We start from the raw sequence: 15,032 nt of genomic DNA, 5'->3' as shown, positions 1-15,032 counted from the left end.
CCCCCAAGCCACCGCCCTGCTCACCGCCGCACCGAAACTCGCCGGGGTCGCCGCGGGAGTCAAGATGGACCCGACCTGGGCCGTCGCCCTAGCCTTCGATACCCCCCTGGAAACCCCAATGGAAGGCTGCTTCGTACAAGACAGCCCACTGGACTGGCTGGCCCGCAACCGCAGCAAGCCCGGGCGCGACAGTCATCTCGACACTTGGATCCTGCACGCCACCAGTGCCTGGAGCCGGCAACACATCGACCTGTCCAAAGAGGCCGTGACCGAACAATTGCACGGGGCCTTTGCCGAGTTGCTGCACAGCGTCATGCCCGCCCCCACCTTCAGCCTGGCCCACCGCTGGCTCTACGCTCGCCCGGCCAGCAGCCACGAATGGGGCGCACTGGCCGATGTCGACCTGGGGCTTTATGCATGCGGTGACTGGTGCCTGTCCGGGCGGGTCGAAGGCGCCTGGCTCAGTGGCCAGGAAGCGGCGCGCCGACTACACGAGAGCCTGCAGTGAATCGCCTCAACCCACGCAAATTGCTGCTGTCGAAGTGGACAGCAGCCCTTCCACAACGCCGCGAAAAGCACTTTCTGGTCACTGAATTGTTCTGCGATGAACAAGGCACAGTGCTGGACATCGAGTTGCAGGCGGTTCTCACCCGACGTTGCCAGCGCTTGAAATGGCAAACCCTGCAGAACGACAGCGACTGGCGAATGGGCTGGCAATAACTCAGCAAACCGGCCAGGGAATTACCTATACAAATAATTTGACTTGTACAACTTTAATTCTATGATGAAGACAAGTTGTACAGGAACTAGTTTTTGTACAGGTAAATCCCGGAGGTTTAACCATGTCCAGCAAACCGAAAATTGCCATCAGCGCCTGCCTGATGGGCGTCGAGGTCCGCTACAACGGTGGGCATAAAGAATCACGCCTGTGCAGCCGGGTGCTCAGTGACTACTTCGATTTCGTGCCGCTGTGCCCGGAAGTCGCCATCGGCATGGGCACTCCCCGCGAGCCGATTCGCCTGAGCGGCGACCCCGAGCACCCTCGCGCCGTGGGTACGGTGGACGCAACGCTGGATGTCACCCAGTCCCTGGCGGAATACGGCGAGCGCATGGCGGTGCAAGTGCACGATATCTGCGGCTACATCTTCATGCAGAACTCGCCGTCTTGTGGCCTGGAACGGGTCAAGGTGTATCAGGCCAACGGCATTCCCCACCGAAACGGCGGCCGCGGAATCTATGCCCAGGCCTTCTGCCAGCAACATCCCGACCTGCCGGTGGAAGAAGCCGGGCGTCTCAATGATCCGGTGCTGCGGGAAAACTTCCTGACCCGGGTCTACGTCTACCGCGACTGGCAGGAACTGCTCAAGCAAGGCCTGAGTCGCCGTGGCCTGACTGACTTCCACTCACGCTGCAAATACCTGCTGATGGCCCATCACCCGGTGCAGTACAAGACCTTGGGCAAGCTGCTGGGCAGCATGGGCAAGGGGGACCCGGCCTTGATCGGCCCGCACTATTTCAGAGAGCTGATGGCGGCGCTGAGCAAATGCGCCACTCGCGGCACCCACAGCAATGTACTGCAGCATCTGAGCGGTTATCTCAAGCAAGCCATCAGCGCCGAAGACAAGCAGGAGGTGCTGCATATCATTGGCCAGTACCGCCACGGCATCGTCCCTCTGGTGGTGCCCCTGACCCTGCTCAAGCACCACTTCCGCCAACACCCCGATCCCTACATCGCCCAGCAGCTGTACCTGCAGCCGCACCCGGAAAATCTCAGCCTGCGCAACGCGATCTGAGCCATGAAACAGCCGAGCCAACAGGCCGACGATAACAGCGCCCAGTACCAGCGCGCCCTGGATGAGGGCTGGCTGCCGATCCGTGAAGTGGCACGCCAGACCGGGGTCAACGCGGTAACCCTGCGGGCCTGGGAACGCCGTTACGGGCTGATCGTGCCGCTGCGTACGCCCAAGGGCCACCGACTGTTTTCCCAGGAACAGGTGCAACAGGTCCTGACCATCCTCACCTGGCTCAATCGCGGGGTCGCGGTCAGCCAGGTCAAGCATCTGCTAGACAACACTCCTGCCCACAGCGCGCCTGCCGAGAATGACTGGCAGCGGTTGCGCCAGAGCCTGAGCCAAGCCATCAGCCAATTGGCCGAGCGCAAAGTCGACGATGTCTTCAACCAGGCCATGGCGCTCTATCCGCCGCGCACCTTGTGCGAGCAATTGCTGATGCCACTGCTGGCGGAACTGGAGCAGCACTGGCAAGGCCAGTTCGGCAGCCAGATGGAGCAGGTATTTTTCTATTCCTGGCTGCGCAGCAAGCTGGGCGCCCGGATCTACCACAACAATCGTCAACTGCAGGGCCCCCCGCTGCTGCTGGTCAACCAGTCTGACCTGGCCCTGGAGCCCCACCTGTGGCTGACCGCCTGGCTGGCCAGCAGCGCCGACTGCCCGGTGGAAGTCTTCGACTGGCCACTGCCCGGAGCCGAACTGGCCCTGGCTGTCGAGCGCCTGCAGGCCCGCGGCCTGCTGCTGTACTCCAGCAAGACCTTGAACCCCACGCACCTGCCCAAGTTGCTCAACGGCATTACCTGCAAAAAATTCATCGCAGGACCCGCGGTGTGCATCCACCCCGCCGAGTGGTCCGTATGTATCACACGAGTCGCTGATCTGAACCTGGCCCAAGACCCGATTGCGGCTTACCAGGCACTGCTTCAGCGAGGACTCTTCTAATCCGGGAACCGGCATGCAACTGATCTGGCTACGCAGCGACCTGCGCCTACATGACAACACCGCTCTGAGCGCCGCCATGCAACGGGGGCCGACCGTAGCGGTGTACCTGCTGAGCCCGGAGCAATGGCTGGCCCACGATGACGCACCGTGCAAAGTCGACTTCTGGCTGCGCAACCTGCAGCACCTGAGCACCGCTCTGGGCCAATTGAACATCCCCTTGCTGATCCGCAGCGCCACTACCTGGGACCAGGCGCCCCAGGTCCTGTTGGAGCTGTGCCGACAGTTGCAGGTACAGATGCTGCACTTCAACGAGGAATACGGCATCCACGAGAGTCGGCGCGATGCGGCCGTGACCCAGGCCCTGGAAAATGCCGATGTGAATGTCCGGGGCTACCTCGATCAACTGCTGTTCCAGCCCGGCAGCGTACTGACCAAAAGCGGCAGCTACTTCCAGGTGTTCAGCCAGTTCCGCAAGGTCTGCTACAGCCGTCTGCACAGCGCACTACCCGCTCTGGTGAGCACGCCCAAGGCGCAACAGCGACTGTCGATCAATGCCGATCCACTGCCGCGTCAGATCGAAGGTTTCCCACGTCCCAGCCAGTCACTGCAGGATTTGTGGCCAGCCGGTGAGAGTGAAGCCCAGGAGCGCCTCGAACAGTTCACCGACGAGCAGATCACCTACTACCAGAGCGAGCGCGACTTCCCGGCAAAACCCGGCACCAGCCAGCTTTCGCCCTACCTCGCCGCCGGCGTGATCTCACCCCGGCAGTGCCTGCACGCCGCCTTGCGCGGCAACCAGGGGGAGTTTGAAAGCGGCAACCCCGGCGCCGTCACCTGGATCAACGAGTTGCTGTGGCGCGAGTTCTACAAACACATCCTGGTGGGCTACCCACGGGTTTCCAGACATCGGGCCTTCCGCCCGGAAACCGAAGCCGTGGCCTGGCGCGACGCGCCCGCAGAGCTGGCAGCCTGGCAGCAAGCACGCACCGGCCTGCCGATCATCGACGCCGCCATGCGCCAGTTGCTGGAGACCGGCTGGATGCACAACCGCCTGCGAATGGTGGTGGCAATGTTCCTGACCAAGAACTTGCTGATCGACTGGCGCGAGGGCGAGCGTTTCTTCATGCAGCACCTGATCGACGGCGACCTCGCGGCGAACAACGGTGGCTGGCAGTGGAGTTCTTCGACCGGCACCGATGCAGCGCCCTACTTCCGCATCTTCAACCCTGTGAGCCAGTCAGAACGCTTCGACGCCGAGGGACGCTTCATCAAGCACTGGCTACCGCAACTGGCGGGGCTGAACAAAAAAGATATCCACAACCCTGCTGCGCTGGGTGGCCTGTTCGGCGTCGCCGACTATCCAGCCCCCATGGTCAACCTGTCGATGTCCCGGGAGCGTGCCCTGGCAGCATTCAAGGCGTTGCCTTCGCGCCTGGATGCGGGAGGTGCCCATGAGTGACTTCCTCGAACACTTCGCCCGGGATTTCGCCAGCCTCGACAAGCACAGCCTGCAGCGCCTGGGCCAGCTCTACAGCGAGGACATCCAGTTCACCGATCCGCTGCATGAAGTGCACGGGCTGCCACGCCTGCAGAACTACTTCGTCGAGCTGTACGCCAACATCAGCGAGTTGCGCTTCGAGTTCCACGGCGCCGATACCTGCGGCGATGGCCAGGGCTATCTGCGCTGGACCATGAGCTACCGCCACCCGCGCCTCGAAGGCGGCCAGTGGATTCGAGTCCCTGGCTGTTCGCACCTGCATTGGCGCGACGGCAAGGTCTACCGTCACCGCGACTATTTCGACGCCGGCGCCTTGCTCTACGAACACCTGCCCGTCCTCGGCCGGGTGATCGCCTGGCTGAAAAGGAGACTCGGATGAACGCGGCAATGCCACGGCGGATATGGCTCACCGGCGCCAGCAGCGGGATCGGCGCGGCACTGGCCGAGGAACTGCTCAAGTCCGGCGCCCAGGTGGCCGTCAGTGCGCGCTCACGCGAGCCCCTGGAAGCCCTGGCCCAGCGCTATCCGGGCCGGGTACTGGTGGTACCCGGCGATCTCACCGACGCCCTGCAAGTGCGCGAGATCGGCAAACGCATCGCCCAGGCCTGGGGCGCCCTGGACAGTGCGATCCTCAATGCCGGGGCCTGTGAATACATCGACGTGCGGCAGTTCGAAGCGGCAATGATCGAGCGCGTGTTGAGCAGCAATCTGCTATCCGCCAGCTATTGCATCGAAGCCGCGCTGCCGTTGTTGCGCGCCGGCAATCGCCCGCATCTGGTCGGCGTGGCCAGCTCCGTGACCTACCTGCCGCTGCCCCGGGCCGGCGCCTACGGTGCCTCCAAGGCCGCGCTGCGCTACCTGCTGCAATCCTTGCGCATCGACCTCGCCGCCGAAGGCATCGATGTCACCCTGGTCAGCCCGGGCTTCGTCGACACCCCGCTGACCGCGCACAACGACTTTCCCATGCCCATGAGCTGGCCCGCCGACAAGGCCGCCCGGCATATCCACACTCGCCTGCCACACCGGGACCTGGAGATCGCTTTCCCAACCCCGTTCATCTTCGGCCTCAGGTTCCTGGCCTGGCTGCCCGGCCGGCTGCAACTGGCGATCGCCAAGCGCCTGGCCCGCACGGGGGATGCATCGTGAAAATAGCCATCATCGGCAGCGGTATCGCCGGCCTGACCTGCGCCTATGTACTCAATCGCCGCCATGACATCCGGGTATACGAAGCCGGCAGCTGGATCGGCGGCCATACCCATACCGTGGATGTCAGCCTGAACGGCGAAACCCAGGCGGTGGACACCGGCTTCATCGTTTTCAACGACTGGACCTACCCCAACTTCATCCGCCTGCTGGGACAGATCGGGGTCAGGTTCAAACCCACCGAAATGAGCTTCTCGGTCTGCGACCCAATCTCGGGCCTGGAGTACAACGGCAACAACCTCAACAGCCTCTTCGCCCAGCGCCGCAACCTGCTGTCGCCGGGCTTCTGGGGCATGCTGCGGGACATCCTGCGCTTCAACAAAGCCTCCCAGCTCGACTTGCAGCACCAACGGATCGCCGCCGACACCACCCTCGGCGACTACCTGAAAAGCCGGGGTTACGGCGAACGCTTCATCCAGCACTACATCGTGCCCATGGGTGCGGCGATCTGGTCGATGTCGCCCGTGCAGATGCTCGGCTTCCCCCTGCAGTTCTTTGTGCGCTTCTTCAAGAACCACGGCCTGTTGTCGGTGAGCAACCGCCCGCAATGGTGCGTGATCGAAGGCGGCTCGAGCCGCTACATCGAGCCATTGACCGCCTCGTTCCACCAGCACATCCGCCTCGATTGCCCAGTGCAGCGGGTCGAGCGCGACGCACTCGGGGTGGTGATCCACAGTGCCGCGGGCAGCGAGCGTTTCGACAAGGTGGTGTTCGCCTGCCACAGCGACCAGGCCCTGCAACTGCTGGCCAGTCCGAGCCATGCCGAACGGGAGATTCTCCAGGCCCTGCCCTACGCCGACAACGAAGTGGTGCTGCACACCGATACCCGGCTGCTGCCACGCCGCCGCCTGGCCTGGGCCAGCTGGAACTATCGCCTCGACAGCCGCGGCGAGAAAGCTGCCGCGGTGACCTACGACATGAACATTCTCCAGGGTCTGCAGAGCGCCACCACCTTCTGCGTCAGCCTCAACCAGAGCGAGGCCATCGACCCCTCGAAAGTTCTCGCCCGCTACACCTACGCCCATCCGCAATACAGCCTTGGTGCAGTGGCGGCCCAAGCACGCTGGGGCGAACTGCAGGGTGCCCATCACAGCTTCTACTGCGGTGCCTACTGGGCCAACGGTTTCCACGAAGACGGCGTGGTCAGCGCCTTGCGCGTGGCCCAGGCCTTTGGAGAACAATTGTGAACAGTGCCCTGTACAGCGGCTGGATCAGCCACCGGCGCTTCGTCCCCAAGGGCCATGCCTTCCGGTACAGGATCGGCTTGCTGTACCTGGACCTGGACGAACAGGAGGCGGTGCTGGGTCTTTCACCCCTGGCCGGCCAGAGCCGCTTCGCGCCGTTCTCCTTCCGGGAAAGCGACTACCTGAAAACCTTCACCAGCCAGGGCATGCGCCTGATAGACGCGGTACGCCAGCAAGTGAGCGAGGCCATCGGCCATACGCCGCAAGGCGCCGTGCGCCTGCTGACCCAAGTACGCAGCTGGGGCCTGGCCTTCAACCCGGTGAGTTTCTTCTACTGCTTTGAAGCGGATGGGCAGCTGGCGGCGATTCTCTGCGAGGTCACCAACACGCCCTGGCGCGAGCGCTACCACTATGTGCTGCCAGCCAACGCCGACAGTGCCGAGACCGCGCAACACCAACACTTCGCTGTGGCCAAGGCTTTTCACGTGTCGCCGTTCCTGCCCCGGGACCTGCAATACCGCATGAGTTTCAGCCCTCCTGCCGACCGGCTTGGCGTGCACATGGCCGACTGGCAAGGCGAGCTCAAGGTGTTCGACGCCACCCTCAACCTGCAACGCCAGGCCCTGGATCGCCGCAGCCTGCATCAGTACCTGCTGCGCTTTCCGTGGATGACTGCCAAGACCTGCCTGGCGATCTACTGGCAAGCCCTGCGCCTGGTCGGCAAGGGCATCGAGTTTGTACCCCACGAGGCCGCCACCGGCGCCTATCGCACAGCCGCTGTACAACCCAAGGATCGCCGCCATGAAATCCTCTAGCGTATCGGCCAAGCCCACGCTGTTCAGCACCCACGGCCTTACCGCCAGCCTGCTGCGCCGTGCCGTGCTGCGACAACTGGCGCAGCTCAGGCACGGGCAACTGGTGATCATCGAAGACGGTGAGCGCCTGGTATTCGGCAGCAGCGCAGCGGCCTTGCTCGGAGAAATCCATATCCATGACAGTAACGCCTGGGGCTTGGTCGCCAGCAGTGGTTCGATCGGCGCCGGCGAAGCCTTCATCCACGGTTACTGGAGCACCCCGGACCTGACAGCGGTGGTCCGCGTATTCGTCAGCAACCTGGAGGTGCTGGACGCCATGGAGGGCGGCCTGGCAAGACTCGGCAGGCCGCTGGTGCGTGGCCTGCACTGGCTCAATCGCAATACCCGCAAGGGTTCGCAGAAAAACATCGCCGCCCACTACGACCTCGGCAATGAGCTGTTCGAGCAGTTCCTCGACCCCACCATGATGTACTCCGCAGCACAGTTCCGCCGTGACGACGACAGCCTGGAGCAGGCCCAGTTGAACAAGCTGGAGCGCATCTGCCAGAAACTGGCCCTGCAACCCGAGGATCATCTGCTGGAGATTGGCACCGGCTGGGGCAGCATGGCCCTGTACGCGGCGCAGCATTATGGTTGCCAGGTCACCACCACAACCCTGTCCAAAGAGCAGTTCGCCTTTACCCGGCAACGGATCGAGGCGGCCGGCCTGCAGGACAGGGTCACCCTGCTGCTGGAGGACTATCGCGACCTGACCGGGCAGTACGACAAGCTGGTGTCCATCGAGATGATCGAAGCCGTGGGCCACCGCTTCCTGCCCACCTACTTCAAGCAATGCGCCCAGTTGTTGAAAAGCAACGGCCTGATGCTGCTGCAGGCCATCACCATCCGCGACCAGCGATATGAACAAGCAAAGAACGGCGTGGATTTCATCCAACGCTATATCTTCCCCGGCGGGGCCCTGCCCTGCGTGCAGAAAATGCTCGAAGTGGTCAGTCGCGATACCGACATGAACCTGCTGCACATGGAGGACTTCGGCTTGCACTACGCCCGCACCCTGCGCCTGTGGCACGAGAACTTCCGGCGCGCCCACGGCCGTCTGACCGAGCTGGGCTACGACGAGTATTTCCTGCGGCTGTGGGAGTTCTACCTGTGCTACTGCGAAGGCGGTTTCCTTGAGCGCACCATCGGCACTGCGCAACTGCTCCTGGCCAAACCCGCGGCAGCACCGCAGCCGCTGCTGGGCCGCTTCGATGCGTAAGCAACTGGCCAACGCAATGCTGTTCCAGCTGGGCTGGTTCATCTGCGTGCTCAGTGGCGACAGTCCCTGGCTGCTATTGGCGGCGGCGATCCTGATGGTGCACTTCCTGTGGATCGGCAGTTGGACCGGCGAAGGGCGCATGATCATCGGGATTGCCCTGATCGGCATCACCCTGGACAGTTTCCTGCACTGGCTGGGGGTGTTCCAGTTCAAGCAGGTGAGCCTGCTGATTCCGCTCTGGCTGATGCTGCTCTGGGCCTTACTGGGAACGACCCTGCGCCATTGCCTGGCCTGGACCGCACGCCGCTGGTGGCTGGCCAGCGCTTTGGGCGCGCTGTTCGGACCGCTGTCGTATTACGCCGGGGGACGACTGGCCGGGGTGGGTTTTGCCTATGGCTTGTGGCCGACCTTGATCGGCTTGGGGCTGCTCTGGGCAATGCTCTTGCCACTGCTGCACGTGCTGGCGCGCCCCGCTCCCGAAGAGCCTGAACTGACGGCCCAGGATTGAGCGTCCGTCAGGGCTTTAACACAGCCCATGCCCACTGCCTTACACTGCGCGCCTATGATCACCATCCCCGTTACCGCCATCCCCGAACCGGCCATCAGTTGCTCGACCTGTGCCGCCTGTTGCTGTCAGCTGGAAGTCATGCTGATCACCGACACCGGGGTGCCCGAGCGCTTTATCGATACCGACGATTGGGGCGGCGAAGTCATGCGCCGCCTGGACGACGGCTGGTGCGCAGCACTCGATCGCGACAGCATGCGTTGCAGCATCTATGAGCTGCGTCCCTTGATCTGTCGCGAATTCGAACTGGGAGAAGCGGACTGCCTGAGCGAACGCCAGGGAATTACCACGGCGTATCGCTGAACAGGCGTTACAGCGGCATCGTGTAATGCAGGGCGTAGCTTTCGATTCCCTCGTTGGGCGTTTGAATCCCGGCATTGGAATAGTGCGTGGCGCGGATGCCGACCTCATGCCCCCCAGCGAAACGCAGGCCAAAACCGATGCGGTCCTCAAACTGGAAGGAAGAACCCAGCTTGTTGTCTTCGACCTCAGTGTGGGCAAAGGCTGCCACCCCGATCCCAGCTTCGATGTAGGGTTTGACATTGTTGCCGGCAAATTCGTAGACCAGCACCGGCGAGAACGACAAGCTGTGGTTACTCGACCGTTTATCGCCATCCCAATAGGTGTAGGCACCGCTCCAGTAGCCGGTCAGGCGACCGACATCACTTTGCAGCCAGCTCTTGTCCCAATCCCATTGCATGCCCAGCCGATAAGTCTGAGTCGAATCTCCGGTTTGCCCTACGGAAAACTCGACACCGGCCGCCTGAGCGGAAAAACCGTGCCCCAGCAACGCGGCCGCCAAGGCGGTCAGGCAGAACAGTCGCTTCATCAGAAACATCCTTTTTTCGACGATTTTGTAGGGTTTTGTACAACCTTGTGCATAAGTTATAGAAGTCCACGCGCGCTCAGAAGTTCAGCGTCGACCGCGGTCATTTCACATTTCTTTCACAACTCGAAACGCTGAACCCTGCCAGGTTCTTTCCACAGCAGTGGCAGTACCCGAGCAAAATGCGGGACATCGCCACTGGTCCAGAACAGCGTCTCGCGAGCCACGTCCCGGGCGCGCAGATGGCCCTCGTCCAGCAAGCGCTGCAACTGCCGGGCAACAGCGGCGCCAGTGTCGATCAGGCTGATGTGGGCAGGCAGCATCTGCACCAGCAGAGGCTTGAGAAACGGATAATGGGTACAGCCCAGGATAATGGTGTCGCAACCGGCGGCCAGCAGCGGCTCGACATAGCCCTGCAGCAACTGACGCAGGGCAGCGCTGTGCAGATCGCCGTTTTCGATCATCTCCACTAGGCCCGGGCAGGGCTGGGTAACGACCTTCACATCGGTAGCAAAACGATCGAGCAAGGCGGCGAACTTGGCACTTTGCAAGGTCCCGGTGGTGGCCAGCACCCCGACCACGCCGCTGCGGGTCGCCGCCGCCGCGGGCTTGACCGCAGGCTCCATGCCAACGATCGGCCAGTCCGGGTAATCCCGGCGCAGCTCGGCGACCCCGGCCACCGTGGCGGTGTTGCAGGCCAGCACCAGCGCCTTGGCTCCCTGCTCGCGAAAGAACCGCGCCATCAGGCCGCAACGATGGCGAATGAATTCGGGGGTCTTTTCGCCATAGGGGATATGCCCGCAGTCACCGAAGTACAACAGCGACTCCCGGGGCAGCAATTGTTGAATTTCCGCCAGCACCGACAGACCGCCGACGCCGGAGTCGAACACGCCGATCGGCGCCTCACTCACGATGCGCACCACAGACACTGCAGCCTGGGTCGCGTTTGACTCGCAGTTCACGAAAACGCGTGCCCAGCGCATCGATCAGTAGCAACCGGCCCACCAGCGGTTCGCCAAAACCAGCCAACAGTTTCAAGGCTTCCAACGCCTGCAGGCTGCCCACCACTCCCACCAGCGGGCCCAGGACCCCGGCTTCGCTGCAGGTCAGTTCGGCTTCGCTGCCGTGGCCATACAGACAGTGGTAGCAAGGGCTCTCAGGACGACGCGGGTCGAACACTGACAACTGCCCTTCCAGGCGAATTGCCGCACCGCTGACCAGGGGTTTACCGGCAGCCATGCAAGCGGCATTCACCGCCTCACGGGTAGCGAAGTTGTCACAGCAGTCGAGGACCAGGTCCACGGCCGCCACAGCGGCGGCCAGGGAGTCGGCATCCAGCGCCACGGGATGGGGCACCAGACGGATTTGCGGATTGAGGGCGGACAACCGGCTGATGGCCGAATCCACTTTACTGACCCCAACACTGTTGCTGTCGTGGATGATCTGACGCTGCAGGTTGGTCAGGTCCACCGAGTCGAAGTCTGCCAGGTGCAGTTCGCCGACACCGGCTGCCGCCAGGTACAGCGCCGCCGGCGCACCGAGGCCGCCGAGGCCGACAATCAGCACCCGGCTCTGCTTGAGGCGCAGTTGGCCGTCGATATCAACGTGCTGCAACAGAATCTGCCGGCTATAGCGCAGCAGTTCCTGGTCCGTCAGCACGGCAGGCTCCCGAGGCTGATGCGCTCATGCCCACCCAGGTCGACCCGGCTATGGACTTCGACAAAGCCTTGCTCGGTCAACAACTCACGCACCGCAGTTGCCTGGTCGTAACCATGTTCGAGCATCAGCCAGCCGCCGGCTTCCAGGTGTTGCGGAGCCTGCGCAACAATCAGCCGCAGATCATCCAGGCCATCCTTGCCCGCGACCAGGGCACTTTCCGGTTCGAAACGCACATCACCGGCCACCAGGTGCGGATCGGCCTCGGCAATGTACGGAGGATTACTGATGATCAACTGGAAGCGCTGGGACTCGATGGCACTGAACCAGTGACTGCTGAGCACCGTGACGTTGTCCAGTTGCAAGCGCTGACGATTGCGCTCGGCCAGGGCCACGGCCTCCAGCACCCGATCCACCGCGGTGACCTTCCAGGCCGGGCGCTCGCTGGCCAGGGCCAGGGCGATGGCCCCACTGCCAGTACCCAGGTCGAGTACCTTGGCCGGGGTCGCTGGCAGCAACTCCAGCGCCGCTTCCACCAGCAGTTCAGTGTCAGGACGCGGGATCAGCGTATGGGGGGCCACTTCCAGATCGAGCTTCCAGAAACCCTGCTGGCCGAGGATGTAGGCCACCGGCTCGCCAGAGCGACGCCGTTGCAGATACTCGGCGAACAACAGTGCCGCCTCGCTGGGCACTATGCGCTCCGGCCAGGTGTGAAGAAAACTGCGGGGCTTGCCCAGGGCCGCGGCCAGGAGCAATTCGGCATCCAGGCGCGAAGTCGGCGAATCGGGCAATTGGGCTGCGCGCAGCAGGCTGGCGATGATGGTCATTTACTCACCCAATGCCGCAAGTTGATCGGCCTGATATTCAGCCAGTAGCGGTTCGATCACCGCGTCCACGCCCCCAGCAAGGATTTCGTCCAGGGAATACAGGGTCAGGTTGACCCGGTGATCAGTGACCCGCCCCTGGGGGAAGTTATAGGTGCGAATGCGCTCGGAGCGGTCCCCCGAGCCCACCAGCAACTTGCGCTCGCTGGCGATCGCGTTGGCCGCCGCGCTGGTCTGCTGGTCGTTGAGCTTGGCCGACAGCCAGGACATGGCTCGCGCCCGGTTCTTGTGCTGGGAACGCTCTTCCTGGCACTCCACCACGATTCCCGAAGGAAGGTGGGTAATGCGGATCGCCGAATCAGTCTTGTTCACGTGCTGACCGCCAGCGCCCGAGGAGCGATAGGTATCGACGCGCAAGTCTGCCGGGTTGATCTCGATGGTTTCCTGTTCATCCGGCTCCGGCAGCACCGCCACGGTGCAGGCGGAGGTGTGGATACGCCCCTGGGATTCAGTGGCCGGCACCCGCTGTACACGGTGCACGCCGGACTCGAACTTCAGCTTGCCGTAGACGCTGTCGCCTTCGACCCGGGCAATCACTTCCTTATAGCCGCCGTGCTCACCCTCGTTTTCCGAGAGGATCTCCAGCCGCCAGCCACGCCGCTCGGCATAACGGGAATACATGCGGAACAGGTCGCCGGAGAAGATTGCCGCCTCATCACCGCCAGTGCCGGCGCGGATTTCCAGGAATACGTTGCGTCCGTCGTTCGGGTCCTTGGGCAACAACATGCGCTGCAAGGTACTTTCCAGCTCGGCCAATTGCTCCTTGGCATCGCGCACTTCCTCGACAGCCATTTCCCGCAGGTCTGGATCGCTGTCCTTGAGCAGGGCCTGAGCGCCTTCAAGATCAGCCTGGACCTTGAGCACCTGCTTATAGGTGGCCACGATCGGCTCGACTTCTGCGTATTCCTTGGAATAGGCACGGAACTTGGTCTGATCGGCAATGACTTCGCCATCGCCGAGCAAGGCGGTCAATTCCTCGAAACGGTCCTGGAGGATGTCCAGTTTATTGAGCAGTGACGCTTTCATTACGGGGTTTTATCCGAAGAGCCCTCACCGAGGGCAAACAGTTCTTGGGCCATGGCCAGCGCATCGAGGCGGCCTTCGGCAGAGAGTTTTTTCAGTTGCACACTCGGCGCGTGCAGCAATTTGTTGGTCAGGCCGCGGGCCAGTTGGGCCAGGACCTCCTCTGCACCGCTGCCATTGGCCAGCATGCGCAGGGCTTTCTGCAGTTCTTCGTCACGCAGGCGCTCGCTTTGTTGACGATAGGCCTTGAGCACGTCCACCGCCGCCAGTTCCCGCAGGCGCACCATGAAATCCTCGGCGCCAATGTTCACCAACTCCTCAGCGGCTTGGGCCGCGCCTTGACGGCTCTTGAGGTTTTCCGCGACCACTTCGTGCAGATCGTCGACGGTATACAGGTAAACGTCGTCCAACTCGCCGACTTCTGGTTCGATATCCCGAGGAACGGCGATGTCCACCATGAAGATCGGCTTGTGCTTACGCAGCTTCAACGCGCTTTCCACGGCACCCTTCCCGAGAATAGGTAGCTGGCTGGCCGTCGAGCTGATGACAATATCGCTATGCACCAGCGCCTGAGGAATATCCGACAGCAACACCGCGTGGGCGCCGAACTGCTCCGCCAAAAGGCTGGCACGCTCCAGGGTGCGGTTGGCCACCACAATACGTTTGACGCCCAGGTCATGCAGGTGCCGGGCGACCAGGGTAATGGTCTCGCCCGCGCCGATCAGCAGCGCCTGGCTGCGCTGCAGATCACTGAAAATCTGTTTCGCCAGGCTCACCGCGGCAAAGGCCACGGACACCGGGTTCTCGCCGATAGCCGTATCGGTGCGCACCTGCTTGGCAGCACTGAACGTCGCCTGGAACAGCCGCCCCAGCAACGGTCCGACGGTGCCGGCCTCGCGGGCCACGGCGTAGGCGGACTTCATCTGCCCGAGAATCTGCGGCTCGCCCAACACCAGCGAATCCAGGCCCGAGGCCACCCGCATCATGTGACGAACTGCCGCATCGTCTTCATGCACATAGGCACTGGCGCGCAGCTCGTCTAGGCTCAGGTGGTGATAATCCGCCAGCCAGCGCAGTACCGCATCCGCAGAAAGATGATCCTGTTCTATATAGAGCTCACTGCGATTGCAGGTGGAGAGGATCGCAGCTTCGCGGCTGTCGGTGAGTCGGCAGAGCTGCTGCAAGGCCTCAACCAACTGCTCAGGGGTAAAGGCCACGCGCTCGCGGACGTCTACAGAAGCAGTCTTGTGGTTAATACCGAGTGCAAGGAAGGCCATTCAAGGTCGCTGATGATGTCGAGAAGCCGGCAATTGTCCTACTTCGACAGATTCAGAACAACTACCGCCGACTATTGTCCTAATAGACTGCCTCTGTTCTGGCATCCCGTT

At 62.6% G+C, this 15,032-nt stretch carries 18 protein-coding genes; 12 read left to right on the top strand and 6 right to left on the bottom strand.

Annotated elements, in window-relative coordinates; translation table 11 throughout:
• The 12 genes from GV818_RS29345 to GV818_RS29290 all read left to right on the top strand — a co-directional run.
• Positions 1–508, top strand: a 508-nt coding sequence (locus GV818_RS29345; protein WP_178125176.1) for an NAD(P)/FAD-dependent oxidoreductase, incomplete at its 5' end; no start/stop codon positions are given.
• Positions 505–720, top strand: a complete 216-nt coding sequence (locus GV818_RS29340) for a TIGR02450 family Trp-rich protein (protein WP_161778229.1) — start codon at positions 505–507, stop codon at positions 718–720. The genes GV818_RS29345 and GV818_RS29340, both read left to right, overlap by 4 nt.
• A gap of 122 nt (positions 721–842) precedes the next feature.
• The gene (locus GV818_RS29335) at positions 843–1,793 is read left to right on the top strand and encodes a YbgA family protein (RefSeq protein ID WP_161778228.1); all 951 of its coding nucleotides are present in this window, start codon (positions 843–845) and stop codon (positions 1,791–1,793) included.
• A 3-nt stretch (positions 1,794–1,796) separates the two neighbouring features.
• Positions 1,797–2,732, top strand: a complete 936-nt coding sequence (locus tag GV818_RS29330; protein WP_161778227.1) for a MerR family transcriptional regulator — start codon at positions 1,797–1,799, stop codon at positions 2,730–2,732.
• A 13-nt stretch (positions 2,733–2,745) separates the two neighbouring features.
• Positions 2,746–4,191: a deoxyribodipyrimidine photo-lyase gene (gene phrB, locus GV818_RS29325; RefSeq protein WP_161778226.1), complete on the top strand. Its 1,446-nt coding sequence runs from the start codon at positions 2,746–2,748 to the stop codon at positions 4,189–4,191.
• On the top strand, positions 4,184–4,609 hold the full coding sequence (locus GV818_RS29320) for a nuclear transport factor 2 family protein (protein ID WP_161778225.1): 426 nt from the start codon (positions 4,184–4,186) through the stop codon (positions 4,607–4,609). Before phrB ends, GV818_RS29320 begins: the two co-directional genes overlap by 8 nt.
• Complete coding sequence (locus tag GV818_RS29315) at positions 4,606–5,376, top strand: SDR family NAD(P)-dependent oxidoreductase (protein WP_161778224.1); 771 nt, start codon at positions 4,606–4,608, stop codon at positions 5,374–5,376. Before GV818_RS29320 ends, GV818_RS29315 begins: the two co-directional genes overlap by 4 nt.
• Positions 5,373–6,620: an NAD(P)/FAD-dependent oxidoreductase gene (locus GV818_RS29310; protein ID WP_161756793.1), complete on the top strand. Its 1,248-nt coding sequence runs from the start codon at positions 5,373–5,375 to the stop codon at positions 6,618–6,620. Before GV818_RS29315 ends, GV818_RS29310 begins: the two co-directional genes overlap by 4 nt.
• Positions 6,617–7,432 (top strand): DUF1365 domain-containing protein, encoded by an 816-nt coding sequence (locus GV818_RS29305; RefSeq protein ID WP_161778223.1) that lies wholly within the window; start codon positions 6,617–6,619, stop codon positions 7,430–7,432. Before GV818_RS29310 ends, GV818_RS29305 begins: the two co-directional genes overlap by 4 nt.
• Positions 7,419–8,690, top strand: coding sequence for an SAM-dependent methyltransferase (locus tag GV818_RS29300; RefSeq protein ID WP_161756795.1), 1,272 nt, complete (start codon positions 7,419–7,421; stop codon positions 8,688–8,690). The genes GV818_RS29305 and GV818_RS29300 overlap by 14 nt, the downstream gene beginning before the upstream one ends.
• Positions 8,683–9,198, top strand: a complete 516-nt coding sequence (locus GV818_RS29295; protein WP_161756796.1) for a DUF2878 domain-containing protein — start codon at positions 8,683–8,685, stop codon at positions 9,196–9,198. The genes GV818_RS29300 and GV818_RS29295 overlap by 8 nt, the downstream gene beginning before the upstream one ends.
• A 54-nt stretch (positions 9,199–9,252) precedes the next feature.
• Positions 9,253–9,558 carry a YkgJ family cysteine cluster protein gene (locus GV818_RS29290; protein ID WP_161756797.1) on the top strand — a complete coding sequence of 102 codons (306 nt, stop codon included), beginning with the start codon at positions 9,253–9,255 and terminating at the stop codon, positions 9,556–9,558.
• A 7-nt stretch (positions 9,559–9,565) separates the two neighbouring features.
• Here the strand turns inward: GV818_RS29290 and GV818_RS29285 are convergent, their stop codons facing one another.
• The 6 genes from GV818_RS29285 to hemA form a co-directional block, all read right to left on the bottom strand.
• Positions 9,566–10,084 (bottom strand): acyloxyacyl hydrolase, encoded by a 519-nt coding sequence (locus GV818_RS29285; protein WP_161756798.1) that lies wholly within the window; start codon positions 10,082–10,084, stop codon positions 9,566–9,568.
• Positions 10,085–10,200: 116 nt separating this feature from the next.
• A complete protein-coding gene (gene murI / locus GV818_RS29280; RefSeq protein ID WP_161756799.1) occupies positions 10,201–10,992 on the bottom strand; it encodes a glutamate racemase in 792 nt (263 codons plus the stop codon).
• Complete coding sequence (gene moeB, locus GV818_RS29275) at positions 10,985–11,740, bottom strand: molybdopterin-synthase adenylyltransferase MoeB (protein WP_161756800.1); 756 nt, start codon at positions 11,738–11,740, stop codon at positions 10,985–10,987. Before moeB ends, murI begins: the two co-directional genes overlap by 8 nt.
• Entirely contained in the window at positions 11,734–12,564 is an 831-nt protein-coding gene (prmC, locus tag GV818_RS29270; protein ID WP_161756801.1) for a peptide chain release factor N(5)-glutamine methyltransferase, read from the bottom strand. The genes moeB and prmC overlap by 7 nt, the downstream gene beginning before the upstream one ends.
• On the bottom strand, positions 12,565–13,647 hold the full coding sequence (gene prfA, locus GV818_RS29265) for a peptide chain release factor 1 (protein WP_161756802.1): 1,083 nt from the start codon (positions 13,645–13,647) through the stop codon (positions 12,565–12,567).
• Positions 13,647–14,921 carry a glutamyl-tRNA reductase gene (hemA, locus tag GV818_RS29260; protein ID WP_161756803.1) on the bottom strand — a complete coding sequence of 425 codons (1,275 nt, stop codon included), beginning with the start codon at positions 14,919–14,921 and terminating at the stop codon, positions 13,647–13,649. Before hemA ends, prfA begins: the two co-directional genes overlap by 1 nt.
• Between the last annotated feature and the right edge of the window lie 111 nt (positions 14,922–15,032).

Source organism: Pseudomonas sp. Fl4BN1 (assembly GCF_009908285.1).
Classification (GTDB): domain Bacteria; phylum Pseudomonadota; class Gammaproteobacteria; order Pseudomonadales; family Pseudomonadaceae; genus Aquipseudomonas.
The sequence above is the reverse complement of the archived record's forward strand: the minus strand, read 5'-3'. Positions and strand labels throughout refer to the sequence as shown.

Excerpts from the sequence above, each read along its gene's own strand:
- GV818_RS29335 (WP_161778228.1), top strand. The coding sequence starts at position 843 with ATGTCCAGCAAACCGAAAATTGCCATCAGCGCCTGCCTGATGGGCGTC.
- GV818_RS29330 (WP_161778227.1), top strand. The coding sequence starts at position 1,797 with ATGAAACAGCCGAGCCAACAGGCCGACGATAACAGCGCCCAGTACCAG.
- phrB (WP_161778226.1), top strand. The coding sequence starts at position 2,746 with ATGCAACTGATCTGGCTACGCAGCGACCTGCGCCTACATGACAACACC.
- GV818_RS29320 (WP_161778225.1), top strand. The coding sequence starts at position 4,184 with ATGAGTGACTTCCTCGAACACTTCGCCCGGGATTTCGCCAGCCTCGAC.
- GV818_RS29315 (WP_161778224.1), top strand. The coding sequence starts at position 4,606 with ATGAACGCGGCAATGCCACGGCGGATATGGCTCACCGGCGCCAGCAGC.
- GV818_RS29300 (WP_161756795.1), top strand. The coding sequence starts at position 7,419 with ATGAAATCCTCTAGCGTATCGGCCAAGCCCACGCTGTTCAGCACCCAC.
- GV818_RS29295 (WP_161756796.1), top strand. The coding sequence starts at position 8,683 with ATGCGTAAGCAACTGGCCAACGCAATGCTGTTCCAGCTGGGCTGGTTC.
- GV818_RS29290 (WP_161756797.1), top strand. The coding sequence starts at position 9,253 with ATGATCACCATCCCCGTTACCGCCATCCCCGAACCGGCCATCAGTTGC.
- GV818_RS29285 (WP_161756798.1), bottom strand. The coding sequence starts at position 10,084 with ATGAAGCGACTGTTCTGCCTGACCGCCTTGGCGGCCGCGTTGCTGGGG.
- prmC (WP_161756801.1), bottom strand. The coding sequence starts at position 12,564 with ATGACCATCATCGCCAGCCTGCTGCGCGCAGCCCAATTGCCCGATTCG.
- prfA (WP_161756802.1), bottom strand. The coding sequence starts at position 13,647 with ATGAAAGCGTCACTGCTCAATAAACTGGACATCCTCCAGGACCGTTTC.
- hemA (WP_161756803.1), bottom strand. The coding sequence starts at position 14,921 with ATGGCCTTCCTTGCACTCGGTATTAACCACAAGACTGCTTCTGTAGAC.